The sequence below is a fragment of the Collinsella sp. An307 genome, from assembly GCF_002161805.1.
GTDB lineage: Bacteria > Actinomycetota > Coriobacteriia > Coriobacteriales > Coriobacteriaceae > Coprousia.
In genome coordinates, this window is record NZ_NFIP01000002.1 from 42,157 (window position 1) to 55,243 (window position 13,087).

A 13,087-nucleotide genomic window follows, 5' to 3' on the forward strand; every position below is an offset into this window, starting at 1 on the left:
CACGTTTGCACGTTTGGGGACGGGGTCGAAATATGCGGGTATGGGACCGCGTGCAAAAGGAGGAACCGAAATGCCGAGAACGTCACGCATCCGTTCCGAATCCGGGTTCTATCACGTCATATTCCGCGGCAACGGAAAGCAGCTGCTATTCGAAAGCGACGAGGACCGAGTGTGTTTCCTCAGCTTACTAAAGGAAAAGGTCTTGGGTCAGGGCATTTCCCTTATCGCGTGGTGCCTCATGAGCAACCATATTCATCTGCTGCTCGATGATCTGCAAAACAATCTGAGCCACGCCATGCATGCGCTGGCAACCGCCTACGCGCGTCACTTCAATGATGCGACCGGTCATGTAGGAGCGGTCTTTCAAGGCCGCTTCACCAGCGTTCCCATCAAAGATAACGAACAACTACTGCAAGTCGTTCGCTATATTCATGACAATCCCGAAAAGGCAGGGATTGCGCCGTTCCGGGAATACCGTTGGAGCAGCTATAGGGAGTACCTGAGCGGTGCGCACCTTATCAACGACAAGCTGGTTCTTGAGCTGATCGGGGGCAGGGAGCACTTTGAGGAGTTCAGCCGCAGCGAGCGGTATTCTGGGTACTATGTGCGGTCGGGCAAACGGGTCTCCGATGAAGATGCGATGCTTGCGGCGCGCAACGTGTTGGGCGATGTCACTCCAACGGACGTGAAAGGGATAGAAAAGGCTCGCCGAGACGATGCCTTGCGCGCTTTGCGGCAAGCGGGCCTTACCCGCAAGCAGATTGAGCGCCTGACGGGCATCGGTGCGAGCGTCATTTCTCGCGCAACCGCGCGCTGAAGGTCCCCAATCGTGATGCAATTGCACGTTTTGAACCCGTCCCCAAATGAGCTTGCGGCGTAAAGCGAGGTTGCGCTAAAGTATCGAACGATATGTCTTTCGAGGGACAGCGATTCATAATCGCCTGTCCCCAAAACCAACGAGGAGTGACCCATGGGTCCGTTCCAGATCATTATCTTCATCGTGTGGGCGCTGTCTGCTCTCGCTCTCATCGCGCTCGTGCTTATGCACTCCGGCAAGGGCACCGGCGTCTCCGACATGATTGCGAGCTCGCTCTACAACGCGAGCGCTGCCACTGGCGTTATGGAGAAGAATCTCGACAAGCTCACCATCATCGTTTCCGTGGTGTTTGCGGTGTGCGTGGTCCTCTGCATGTTCTTCTTCCCGCAGGGCATTGTCGGCATCTAAGCTGCCGTTACGCAACAAGCGGATTTGTCAGGGCCCTCGCGCTCTTGGGGACGTGTCGTTCCCGTGAGCGCGAGGGCCTTTTTTCGGTTTGCGAGAAACACGCTTGAAACAATATGCATCGGTGAGCGGTTCCTATGAGATAACAACCAGCGTAATAGCAGGAACACTCCAGCGTGCCAAAGAGTGTCCAGCGCGTTTACCGAAATAGTTTGCACGCGGGCGGTAAAAATCGGGTACTGTTATACAGAACGTCAGCATCCTGAGCACAATTCTGTGTCTTTGGGGTGAAGACGATGTAAGGGGCGTGCAAGGCGCACGCCTACATCTGAAGGAGGATTGCATGGCAGACTTCAACATGAATCGTCGCCAGTTCGTGGGCAGCGCCCTCGCGGCGAGCGCCCTCGCTGCTCTGGCGGGTTGCACCAACAACGGTGGCGGCACCGGTTCCGGCTCCGCTTCCGCGGCTGCTCCCACGGTTGGCGACAACTACATGAACTTCTACCTCTCTGAGCCTGCGTACATCGACCCGTACAACGCTCAGGAGAACCAGGGCACCGCGGTCGTCCGCGCCTGCTTCGATGGTCTGGTCACCTGGGACTGGAGCGTTAACGAGGCTGTGCCGGTCTGCGCCACCGAGCTCCCCACCGTCTCTGAGGACGGCCTCACCTACACCTTCAAGCTTCGCGAGGGCATGAAGTTCCACAACGGCGATCCGGTCGATGCCGAGTCCTTCAAGCGTGGTTGGCAGCGCCTTGCTGATTCCACCATGGCTTCTCCGTCCGAGATCGGTTACCACCTCGCGCCGGTCGCCGGCTATGCCGAGATGGCCGCTGGCGAGGCCGAGGAGATTTCCGGCCTCACCGTCGTGGATGACCTCACCTTCCAGGTGACCCTCACCGACCCCATGGCTGACTTCGTCGCCGTGTGCTGCCACCCGGGCCTCGTGCCCGTGCCGCAGGCCGCCATCGACGATCCGGCGTCCTTCCTCGAGAAGCCTATCGGCAACGGCCCCTTCATGATGGCCGATGCTTGGCAGCACAACCAGTACATCCTGCTTGAGAAGTTCGCCGACTACTACGGTGAGGCTCCCAAGATCGACGGCGTGTACATGTCCATCCAGGCCGACCCCGACACCGCGTTCCGCGCGCTCGAGGCGGGCGATATCGACTTCGCCATGATTCCGGCTGGCAAGATCCAGGAGACCGTGGACGCCTATGGTCTCTCCGACGACGGCTTCACCGTCACCCCGGGCAAGCAGACCCTCACCGGCACCGAGCTCTCCACCTACTACCTCGTGGTGAACCTCGAGGACGAGGCGCTCTCCGACGTGAACGTCCGTCGCGCCATCTCCCTCGCCATCGACCGTCAGGCCATCGTCGACACCCTCTACGAGGGCTACCGTGAGCCGGCTAACTCCATCATGCCGCTCTCGATCGACGACAACGAGCAGAACGTCTGGGAGTACTGCGCCTACGATCCCGAGCGCGCCAAGCAGATCCTCACCGATGCTGGCTACGCCGAGGGCGACATCTCCGTCGAGCTCAACTACAACGGCGACGGCGGCCACGAGGAGCTCATGAGCGCCGTCCAGGCCAACCTCGAGGCCATCGGCATCACCGTTACCCAGGACACCACCGAGTGGGCTACCTACCTCAACAACCTGTCCGACGGCAACTACAAGCTCGCCCGTCTTGGTTGGACCGCTGACTACCCGACCATGGACAACTTCCTCTATCCGAACTTCTTCTCCACGGCTGACAACAACTACGGTGGTTACAACAACCCCGACGTCGACGCCGCGCTGCTGGCTGCCCGCCAGATTCAGGACGAGGAGGAGCGCAAGAACGCTTACCGCGCCATCTGCCACCAGATCGGCGAGGATATGCCGGTCATCCCGATCGTGTTCTATGCGCACAACTACGTCGGTACCGAGCGTCTCGCCAGCTTCAACTACGACGCTCAGACCATCCCGCACTTCGAGACCGCTGAGCTTGCGTAAGGCGTGTTCCTGCGAGTGTGACGACGTCCGCTAGGACGGCGAGGGGAGGGGCGCTGACTTTTCGGCGCCCCTCCTGTTTTGTGCATCGGTCCAATAAGGAAGGCTCATCTGGCAGCGGCGGTGCACGATATGCGTTATTTCGAGCATTTTCGCTATGGTACCGGCGTTTCCGGTATACTAGCGCTTTACGGTCATAAAGCGACTGAGTTGTATAAGCCAGACAAGGGAGGGTATCGCCGTGGTCAAGTATATTGCCAAGCGAATCCTGCAGTTCATCCCTGTCTTCCTCGGCGTGACGCTGATTCTCTTTATCATGCAGAACGTTGTGCCGGGCGATCCCATCAAGCTGATCGCCGGTGAAAGGAAGCTCGATCCCCAGGTGGAGCTGAACCTGCGCGCCACCCATGGGTTCATCGAAACGGATGCCGACGGCAAGATTATCTACGATGAGAACGGTGACACGATCGACACGCCGCTGTGGAAGCGCTATGTGGTCTATCTCACCAACCTGCTCCAGGGTGACCTGGGCACGTCGTATCAGCGCGGCACCGAGGTGACGGCCATCATAGTGCAGAAGTACCCCTATACGGTGCAGCTTGCGTTGGTCGCCATCGTGATCGAGGCGATCGTGGGCATCGGCGCCGGCATCATCTCGGCCATCAAGCGCTACTCGTTCTGGGACATCTTGGTCACGCTCGTGACGTCCCTTCTGGTTGCCATGCCCGCCTTCTGGTTCGGCATGCTGCTCCAGCTCATCTTTGGCATCTGGCTGAAGGACCTTACCGGCGGCGCCATCGCGCTGCCCATCTCCGGCGTTGCCGGCCCCATCTCCAAGTATCCCGCTTGGACCTACTACATCCTGCCCGCTTGCACGCTCGCCGCGGTCTCCACTGCCTACACCGCGCGCATTATGCGTTCGCAGCTGCTCGATGTTATGAATCAGGACTACATCCGCACCGCTAAGGCCAAGGGCCTTTCCAAGGGTGCGATCATTCGCAAGCACGCGCTCAAGAACGCCCTCATCCCCGTCGTTACGTACGTGGGCATGGACTTTGGCGCGATGCTCGCCGGCGCCATCCTGACCGAGACGGTCTTCAGCTGGCCCGGCATCGGTCGTGAGACCTACATCGCGATTACGCAGCGCGACTGGCCCATCGTCATGGGCACGGTCACGGTGATCGTGTGCGTCGTCATGATCATCAACCTTATCGTCGACGTGAGCTACGCCTTCCTGGACCCGCGCATCCGCCTCGGCAGCTCCAAGAACGAGGGCTAGGGAGGAACGCACATGATTTATCCGTCACCGACTCAAAACATCGGTATGCAGGCCAAGGCTGAGTCCACTGTTGCCGCCAAGGCCAACGCTGGCGACAGCAGCGCTTCCCGCACCCTGTGGGGCGATGCCTTCAGCCGTCTGAAGAAGAACAAGCTCGCCATCATCGCGGCTGTGTGGATTATCTTCATCATCCTCATCGCTATCACCGCGGACCTTTGGGTTCCCCAGACGCTCGGCGATCCCACGGCCACGGCTGCGAACATGGCTGAGTCCTCGCGCCTCGCGCCCTCGCTCGAGCATCCCTTTGGCACCGATACCCTCGGCCGCGACGTGCTCTCCCGCGTCATCTACGGTGCGCGCATCTCGCTCACCGTCGGTGTGGTCGCCACGGGCATCTCGACCATCCTCGGTCTTATCATGGGCGCTATCGCCGCGTACTACGGCGGCATCTGGGACACCATCATCATGCGCCTTGCTGACATCTTCCTGGCGTTCCCCTACACGCTCTTCGTCGTCGCGATGATCGCAGTCATCGGTAACGGCATCCAGAACGTGTTCATCGCCATCGGTATCCTCGGCTGGCCGTCGATCGCGCGCGTCTTCCGCTCGGCGATCCTCTCGGTCAAGGAGAACGACTACGTGGACGCGGCTCGTGCCATGGGCGCCTCCGACGTCCGCATTGTGGCGCGCCACATCTTCCCCAACTCCGTCGCCTCCATCGTGGTCTACGCCACGATGAACATCGGTGGCGCCATCCTCACCGAGAGCGCGCTGTCGTTCCTCGGCATGGGCGTCGTGCCCCCCAACCCGTCGTGGGGCACCCTCATCCAGGACGGTCAGCAGTACCTGCAGACCGAGCCCTGGCTGATGATCCTGCCGGGTCTCGCGATCCTCTCCACGGTGCTCGCCTTCACCCTGCTCGGTGACGGCTTGCGCGACGCTCTCGACGTCAAGATGAAGGATGCATAATGGCTAAGCACGCTAAGAACTACGTCGACCTAAAGGAGCAGCCCATCCCCGAGGGGAGCCATCTGCTCGAGGTCGATAACCTCAAGATGTACTTCCACACCCAGGACGGCGTCGTGCACGCGGTTGACGGCGTGAGCTACACGCTCGACCGTGGTGAGACTCTGGGCGTCGTGGGCGAGTCGGGCTCCGGTAAGTCCGTCACCCACATGACCATCATGGGCCTCATCGAGATGCCCCCGGGTAAGATCGAGGGCGGCGACATCCGCTACCGCGGTCGCTCCATTCTGGAGATGACCGAGGAGGAGATGCAGCACGTCCGCGGCAACGATATCGCCATGATTTTCCAGGACCCCATGACGAGCCTGAACCCGGTCTACAAGATCGGCCGTCAGGTGGGCGAGGGCCTGCGTCTGCACCGTGGTTACTCCAAGCAGGAGGCGCTCAAGCGCGCCACTGAGCTTCTGGACCTCGTGGGTATCCCCGAGCCCGAGAAGCGCGTGAACGAGTACCCGCACCAGTTCTCCGGCGGTATGCGCCAGCGCGTTATGATCGCCATGGCACTCGCCTGCGACCCGGACATCCTCATCGCCGACGAGCCCACCACGGCTCTTGACGTGACCATCCAGGCGCAGATCATCGAGCTCATGCAGAAGATGCAGGAGGAGAACGGCAACGCGATCATCATGATCACCCACGACCTCGGCGTCGTTGCCGATATGGCCGACAAGATCATGGTCATGTACGCCGGTCGCCCCGTGGAGTTCGGCACCGCCGAGGAGATCTTCTACGATCCGCGCCATCCTTACACCTGGGGCCTCATCCGCTCCATCCCCGATCACGGTATGGACGAGAAGAAGGAGCTCACGCCCATCGCCGGCAATCCGCCGTCGCTCGTGAACCTTCCCACCGGTTGCCCCTTTGCTCCGCGCTGCCCGTATGCGGTCGACATCTGCCACGAGAAGCTGCCCCAGCACATCACCACCGAGACGGGTCATTACTCGGCATGCCACTTTGCCGACGACCCCGCGTTCCTCAAGTTCGCTCCCGAGAACTCGCGTACCCGCGCCGACCTCGCTGTGCGCAAGGCCGCTGGCCAGGGTGCCTCGTCTGAGAAGAAGGAGGCGTAAATGGCTACGAAAGAGCCCTTGCTCAAGGTTGAGCACCTCTCTAAGGAGTTCCCTGCGGAGTCCGGCATGCTCATGAGCCGCTTCGCCAAGAAGGTCTCCGCCGTAAACGACGTGAGCTTTGAGATTTATCCGGGCGAGACGCTCGGTCTGGTCGGTGAGTCCGGCTGCGGCAAGTCCACCACCGGCCGCTCCATCATGCGCCTCACGCGTCCCACCGCTGGCCATGTCTATTTTGAGGGCCGCGATGTGGCGAAGATGAGTCACAAGGAGCTCAAGAGCCTCCGCCGCGAGATGCAGTTCATCTTCCAGGATCCGTACGCGTCGTTGAACCCGCGTATGACCATCGGCGAGATCATCTCCGAGCCGCTGCAGATTCACGGTGACGGCAGGACCGCGAGCGAGCGCAACAAGTACGTTCGCGAGCTCCTCGACGTCGTGGGCCTGAACCCCGAGCACATCAACCGCTACCCGCACGAGTTCTCCGGCGGTCAGCGCCAGCGTATCGGTATCGCCCGCGCCTTTGCCCTGCATCCCAAGCTCATCATCTGCGACGAACCGGTCTCGGCACTCGACGTGTCGATCCAGGCCCAGGTGCTGAACCTGCTCAAGGACCTGCAGAAGCAGTTCGGTACGGCGTACCTCTTCATCGCCCACGACCTGTCGGTTGTCCAGCACATTTCCGACCGTGTCGCGGTCATGTACCTCGGCAAGATCGTCGAGCTTTCGGACTGGAAGACCCTCTACGCCGAGCCGCAGCACCCCTACACGCAGTCGCTGCTCTCTGCTGCCCCGATCCCCGATCCGGACATCCAGAAGAGCCGCAGCCGCATCATCCTCGCCGGCGATCCGCCGTCGCCGATCGATCCGCCGAGCGGTTGCCGCTTCCATACGCGCTGCCCGATCGCGCAGGGTGTCTGCTCCGAGCAGCAGCCCGAGTTCCGCGAGGTCGAGCCGGGTCACTTCTGCGCCTGCCACTTTGCGGCGCCGTTCCCCATCAAGGAGTCGAGCATCGAGCTCTAGGCTTGGGAGAGGCCCTGCACGAAACCCTTCGGGCGTGGTCCTCGCTGCGGGGGTGCGCTTCGCGCCCCGCGGCTGCGGGAAACGCTCTGCGGGTTTCGTACGGGGCCTTTGCAAGATAGGTGCTCGTGCGTCGAGGGGCAAACAAAGTTAATTGAGGACCCTGCGGGGTCCTTTTTTGTTGCCGTGGGGATTGCGCAGGGGATGGGTGCCTGTGGTGGACGCGCGCGGTAGGTTGCCGTATCGTCTAGGCAATCACGCAACTCTTAGCCTCTAAAGGAGCTTGCATGGCTACAGTCTCCAACGCGTTGCCACTCATAAGCAGGCGGGGCCTGATCGGCGCGACCTGTCTTCTCACCTCCGCTCTCATGGCGGGCTGTGCACAGGACGGTGCACCCGCAGGTGATGCCGAGAATCTCGAGGGCATCCTCTCCGTCGGCATCCTGCGCCCGGTCTCCCTCGACCCGTTTGCGCTCGTGGGAACGTCCGCCGAACAGGTCGCTTCGCAGATCTTCGAACCGCTCGTGCGGTTTGACTACACTTCAGGTGAGCTTGTGGGGGCGGCGGCAGAGCGCTTCGACGTCTCGGAGGATGCGCGCATCTTCACGTTCCATCTTCGCGAGCGCGTGTTCCACGACGGTAGCGCGGTGACGGCGCGCGATTTCAAGCGCGCATGGGAGCGCCTCGTGAACCCCGCAAGCGCGGCTGCCGCCGAGCTCGGCGCATCGCCCAACGCCTATCGTCTTGCGGTCGTCGAGGGCTACGATGCGCTTGCCGCAGGAGACGTGAGCGCGCTCTCTGGCGTCAGCTGCCCCGATGAGCGCACACTCGAGATTCATCTGGTCGAGCCCTATGCGGGCTTTGCGTCCGTGCTCGCCCATCCCTCGCTGGCTGCCGTGCCAGCGTCCGCTGAGGAGGACGTTGCCGCGTTTGGCTCGAGCCCTATCGGCGCCGGCCCGTTTCGCATGGAGGGGTCGTGGGGCAAGAACTCCACGGCGGTCAGGCTCACACGCTTTGACGGCTACACCGGCGATGCCCCCGTGCTCGCGGGCGCGCGTTTCCAGGTGTTCTCAGACACCGTGAGCGCCTATCAGGAGTTCCTGACCGGCTCGCTCGATATGGCGGCGTGTCCTGTCGATGAGCTCGAGGGTGCCATCGCCCGCTACGGTCGCGCGGTGGACGGCCTTACGGTGGGCCCCGGCGCCCATCTTGTGCAGGCGCCCGACCTTGCGACGAGCTACCTTGCCCTCAATGTCGCTGCGGCGCCCCTCGATAACGCCGACGTGCGCCGCGCGCTCTCGCTTGCCGTCGACCGCCAGGGCCTTGTGGGCCGCGTGTACCGCGATACGCATCTTGTGGCGGACGGTATCGTGCCGCCGTTTGTCTCGGGTTATCGAGACGCCGCATGGCCCTATACCGTGTACGACCCGGCGCGCGCCCGGGAGCTGCTCGACGCTGTGTACCCTGCAAACGACGAGGGCGTGCGCGGCGAGCCCTTCAGTCTTATCTACACGGGCAGAGGAGGCAACGAGAACGTCATCGAGCAGATTGTGGAGGACCTTGCTGCCGTGGGTATCGAGTGCGAGCCCGAGGAGCTCGAGGAGCAGGTCTTTTACGAGCGCGTGCGCTCCGGGGACTATCAGATCGCGCGCTTGGACGTGGTGACGGAGCGCCCGGTTACAGAAAGCGTGCTCTTCCCGCTGTTCCATTCCCGTTGCCGCGGCGGCTCGAACGTGAGCGGTTTTGCAAGCGAGGAGGTCGACAGCCTGATCGATCAGGCGCGCACCGCTCGCGACGACATATCGCGCGAGGCACTGCTTGCCGAGGCCGATACGCTCATAGGGGAGGAAGCGCCCGTCATCCCGCTTACCTATCCCATGCATGCCTTCGCCTGCACGGCCAAGGCAAACGGCCTTGTCATCGACCCTGCGGGCGTACCCCGCTTGGCGGAGATTCCCCCTGAGGAGTAGATGCGCGGCGGGGGCGCCGGCGGACGGCCCGATCGGCGACCTCGCGCCGGCGCAAACTTTTTCAAAATTCCCTCTTGCGCTCACCCGGGGGTATGGGTATTATTCTTCTTGCTGCTTTTGTCGGAGTGGCGGAATTGGCAGACGCGCTAGCTTGAGGTGCTAGTGACCACATCTCGGTCATGCGGGTTCAAGTCCCGCCTCCGACACCATCGAATACACGAGCCTCTTCGGAGGCTTTTTTCTTACCGATTGGTTCTGTGCACGGTGGCGCCCGTTCGGGGTATACCGAGGACATCTGTCTTTGCGCGCAGGGGAGGGGTAGCATGGCGAGCGACGCGCACGAAGATCTGCCCAAGATCTCGCAGCTGGTCGAGCTGACGAGCGATGCGGTTGCCGTATGCGGCCTCGACGGCTCCATCGGCCATGTGAACCAGCGCTTTTGCGAGCTCTCCGGCAAGAACCGCCGGACTCTTGTGGGGTCCGACATCAAGGACCTCCTGTTCTCCGATGCGTTCGAGCGCGCGCAAGACCATCATCTGCCCTTTCCGCTCAAAGGCGAGCCGACCACGCTCAGGCTCAAGCTCAACGACGGGTCCTTCATTCCCGTCGAGGTCCGCGCGACCTCGCCCTCGGCACGCTCCAGTGATATCCGCCGCAAGATCGCCCGCCGTCTCGCACCGCGCGAGCGCGTGCTCGTGGTGGTGCGCAGCCTCGCCGAGCAGTATGCGCGCGACCGCCAGATGCGCCGCGTCCTCTCGGAGCTCCAAACGGCCAACAAGCGCCTTTCGGGCACGCTTTCGGTCATCATGGCCACCGTGGGCGCCGAGGACCTCTCAGGGCTTCTCGATTCGGTTCTGAACAAGCTCGTCGATGCGCTCGATGTAGACGGCTCGACCATGTACTTTGCCGAGAACGGCGGCTTCAAGCTCCGCGGCATCTCGCAGAGCCTCACGCGCTCCTTCGTGCCCGAGTTCATCCCCTTTGGCGCGGGAATTCCCACCTACGTGCTGCGCGAGGCGAGGGCATGCCGCATCTCGGTCGTGCCGGCGGAGGAGGGGATGGCCTCGAGCGGTGTCTTTTACGACATCGACCACCGCGAGACGCGCCCCCTGCGCGTGCAGGACGTACCGCCCTTCAAGACGCTTATCGCCGTGCCGGTCTTTTTTGGTCGTCAGATCATGGGCATTATGGAGCTCGGCTGGGGCCGTCCGTGCCGCCCGCGCGACTACGACGTCAACGTGCTCGAGGTGATCTGCGACTACCTCTCCATCGAGCTCGTGAGTCTCATCACGAGTATGCGGTCGCGCCGCTCGGCCGAGCTCACGCGCTCGCTCAACAACGTTCGCGACACCGTCTTTACCCTCGAGGGCGACCGCACGAGCGCCTGGGCCGAGATCTCGGCCGAGGTGCGGCGCGTCCTCGCCTGCCATATCTGCCCGGTCGTCTTTGATGCGGAGCGCGGCTGCTACGTGCTCGATTACGAGGGCGGCAGCCAGGTGGCGCTTCCCGGCGGCTCCGAGTGGCTCGGCGGCGGGAGCACCGCGCCGGCAGCCAAGGTGAGCCCTGTGGTGAGCGACTACTTTGCCGCGGGCGCCCCCGATGAGGACGGGCTCGAGTTCGCACGCGTCACCCGTATCGACCGACTCTCCCATGCGGGGGAGTGGCTGCTTGCGCACGGGCTGCCCAACCAGGGCGTCTTCATCGAGTTCGCGCCGGACAGCACCGCTTCAGACGAGGGCGAGGAGCCGGATACCGGCGCGCTTGCGCTCGCAGCGCCCAGGTCCCCCTCTGCTATGACGCCGCTCGTTCTGCTTTTGCGCGATGGGACCCAGGAGCCCATCGACGATGTGGAGTACGACTATCTCGTCCGCCTCACCCACGAGTTCGAGCTCCTCTTCCGCCGCGAGGAGCAGAAGAGCGAGGACCGCCATATCGCGCAGGCCCTCCAGAGCGGCATGCAGAGCTCGCTCGGCGTCGTGCCGGGTATCACCACAGACGCGCTTTACTCCTCCGCCACGCGCCAGGCGCTCGTGGGTGGAGACTTCTACACGCTTATCCGCCTGCCCGACGACCGCGCCGTCATGATTCTGGGCGATGTATCGGGCAAGGGCGTCGAGGCGGCCTCCATGTCGGCCCTGGTCAAGACCGCGCTCACGGCCTACGCGTGGGAGGGGGCGAGCCCGGTGCACATGGTGCGCTCGCTCAACAGCATGCTCATGAGCTTCTCGCGCGTGGAGACCTTCGCCACGATGTTTGTTGCCAAGATCGACCTGCGCTACCGCAGTGCCCTTTACTGTTCCGCCGGACATCCCCCTTCGATGCTCGTGCGCAGCCATACCCTGGGTGCCGGCGGAGAGACCCATACCCAGGCGACCGAGGTCGAGCTTTTGAGCACGCAGTCGGGTGTGGTCGGCGCTTTTGAAGGCATGGCTTTTCGCAGCGGGTCGTTCCGTTTCGATTCGGGCGATGTGCTCTTCATGTACACCGACGGCGCCATCGAGGCGCGCAACGCCGCGGGCGAGTTCTTTGGCGAGCAGCGTCTGCGCGACGTGGTGATCTCCTCGGTGGGGCAGGGGGTCGACGGCCTGTGCCAGCGCGTCCTCGGCGAGCTTGACGCCTTTACCGACTCTGCGCTCGAAGACGACATCGCCATGGTCGCCCTACGCTTTGACTGACGCCGCACCGCCTGCGCCGCCGGGCACCTCCGTTTGGCGGTGCGGGTGATTAAGCGGCGCCCGCGGCGGGAACCATGAGCGTATGCGTGAATGGATGGACATAGCCGTTTTGGCGCCCGTGAGCGATATCGATATCGCAACGGTGCCCGGTCTTCGCAGCGAGGTGGATTCCCTTATCGCCGCGGGGACGAGGCGCATCCTGCTCAATTGCGAAAACGTAACCTTCATCGATTCAACCGGGCTTGCATTTCTGCTCTCCCGTGCGCGGCGGCTCATACAGGAGGGCGGCATGCTCTCGCTCGTGAACGTCTCCGCCGAGGTGTCGCGCTTTCTCCAGATCGCCCGCCTCATCAGCGTGCTGCACGTGACGGCACGCGACCGCCCGCCCGTGCCCGTGCTCTCTCCGGGGACGCTCCCGGTGTGGAGCCGCAGCATCTCGGTTGCGGAGGGCATCGAGCACCTCGGCCTGTACCGGCACCGCGTGGTGGAGCTGTTGGAGACGCTACCCCTGGGGCGCGACGCGGTGTACGACACGGCGCTCGCGGCGGGGGAGGCGCTCGGCAACGCGTACGACCACGCGGGCGCTGCCGGCTGCATGCTCAACGTGCGCGCCTACGAGGACCGGGTCGTCATCGAGGTATGCGATTGCGGCGGCGGTTTTGAGATCGCGCCCGACGAGGACGTTGCCGAGTCCGAGGAGCGCGGCCGCGGCATCAAGCTCATGAGGATGCTCGTCGATAGCGCCGAGGTCAAACGTCGCGCGGACGTGCAGGGCACCATGGTCCGCCTCATCAAGCTGTTCGCACCCGCCGCCTAACCGGCGACGCGT

At 63.0% G+C, this 13,087-nt stretch carries 10 protein-coding genes and 1 tRNA gene; all 11 read left to right on the forward strand.

Annotation, left to right across the window (positions count from 1 at the left end; genetic code table 11):
* Positions 1–70: 70 nt before the first annotated feature.
* A complete protein-coding gene (locus B5F89_RS02135) occupies positions 71–817 on the forward strand; it encodes a transposase (RefSeq protein WP_087430173.1) in 747 nt (248 codons plus the stop codon).
* 153 nt (positions 818–970) lie between these two features.
* Positions 971–1,225 (forward strand): preprotein translocase subunit SecG, encoded by a 255-nt coding sequence (gene secG, locus B5F89_RS02140; protein ID WP_087430174.1) that lies wholly within the window; start codon positions 971–973, stop codon positions 1,223–1,225.
* Positions 1,226–1,565: 340 nt separating this feature from the next.
* On the forward strand, positions 1,566–3,224 hold the full coding sequence (locus tag B5F89_RS02145) for an ABC transporter substrate-binding protein (protein WP_087430175.1): 1,659 nt from the start codon (positions 1,566–1,568) through the stop codon (positions 3,222–3,224).
* 238 nt (positions 3,225–3,462) lie between these two features.
* Complete coding sequence (locus B5F89_RS02150) at positions 3,463–4,500, forward strand: ABC transporter permease (protein WP_087430176.1); 1,038 nt, start codon at positions 3,463–3,465, stop codon at positions 4,498–4,500.
* A 45-nt stretch (positions 4,501–4,545) separates the two neighbouring features.
* On the forward strand, positions 4,546–5,469 hold the full coding sequence (locus tag B5F89_RS02155) for an ABC transporter permease (RefSeq protein ID WP_343206318.1): 924 nt from the start codon (positions 4,546–4,548) through the stop codon (positions 5,467–5,469).
* A complete protein-coding gene (locus B5F89_RS02160; protein WP_087430178.1) occupies positions 5,469–6,596 on the forward strand; it encodes an ABC transporter ATP-binding protein in 1,128 nt (375 codons plus the stop codon). Before B5F89_RS02155 ends, B5F89_RS02160 begins: the two co-directional genes overlap by 1 nt.
* Positions 6,597–7,616 carry a dipeptide ABC transporter ATP-binding protein gene (locus B5F89_RS02165; protein WP_087430179.1) on the forward strand — a complete coding sequence of 340 codons (1,020 nt, stop codon included), beginning with the start codon at positions 6,597–6,599 and terminating at the stop codon, positions 7,614–7,616. It abuts the gene before it with no gap.
* Between the two features lie 284 nt (positions 7,617–7,900).
* Positions 7,901–9,583 (forward strand): ABC transporter substrate-binding protein, encoded by a 1,683-nt coding sequence (locus B5F89_RS02170; RefSeq protein WP_087430180.1) that lies wholly within the window; start codon positions 7,901–7,903, stop codon positions 9,581–9,583.
* A 119-nt stretch (positions 9,584–9,702) separates the two neighbouring features.
* Positions 9,703–9,792, forward strand: a tRNA-Leu gene (locus B5F89_RS02175).
* Between the two features lie 114 nt (positions 9,793–9,906).
* Positions 9,907–12,258 (forward strand): SpoIIE family protein phosphatase, encoded by a 2,352-nt coding sequence (locus B5F89_RS02180; protein ID WP_087430181.1) that lies wholly within the window; start codon positions 9,907–9,909, stop codon positions 12,256–12,258.
* Positions 12,259–12,340: 82 nt separating this feature from the next.
* Entirely contained in the window at positions 12,341–13,075 is a 735-nt protein-coding gene (locus B5F89_RS02185) for an anti-sigma factor antagonist (protein ID WP_087430182.1), read from the forward strand.
* The last annotated feature ends 12 nt before the right edge of the window (positions 13,076–13,087 follow it).

Coding starts and splice junctions, on each gene's coding strand:
- B5F89_RS02135 (WP_087430173.1), top strand. CDS start 71: ATGCCGAGAACGTCACGCATCCGTTCCGAATCCGGGTTCTATCACGTC.
- secG (WP_087430174.1), top strand. CDS start 971: ATGGGTCCGTTCCAGATCATTATCTTCATCGTGTGGGCGCTGTCTGCT.
- B5F89_RS02145 (WP_087430175.1), top strand. CDS start 1,566: ATGGCAGACTTCAACATGAATCGTCGCCAGTTCGTGGGCAGCGCCCTC.
- B5F89_RS02155 (WP_343206318.1), top strand. CDS start 4,546: ATGCAGGCCAAGGCTGAGTCCACTGTTGCCGCCAAGGCCAACGCTGGC.
- B5F89_RS02160 (WP_087430178.1), top strand. CDS start 5,469: ATGGCTAAGCACGCTAAGAACTACGTCGACCTAAAGGAGCAGCCCATC.
- B5F89_RS02165 (WP_087430179.1), top strand. CDS start 6,597: ATGGCTACGAAAGAGCCCTTGCTCAAGGTTGAGCACCTCTCTAAGGAG.
- B5F89_RS02170 (WP_087430180.1), top strand. CDS start 7,901: ATGGCTACAGTCTCCAACGCGTTGCCACTCATAAGCAGGCGGGGCCTG.
- B5F89_RS02180 (WP_087430181.1), top strand. CDS start 9,907: ATGGCGAGCGACGCGCACGAAGATCTGCCCAAGATCTCGCAGCTGGTC.
- B5F89_RS02185 (WP_087430182.1), top strand. CDS start 12,341: ATGCGTGAATGGATGGACATAGCCGTTTTGGCGCCCGTGAGCGATATC.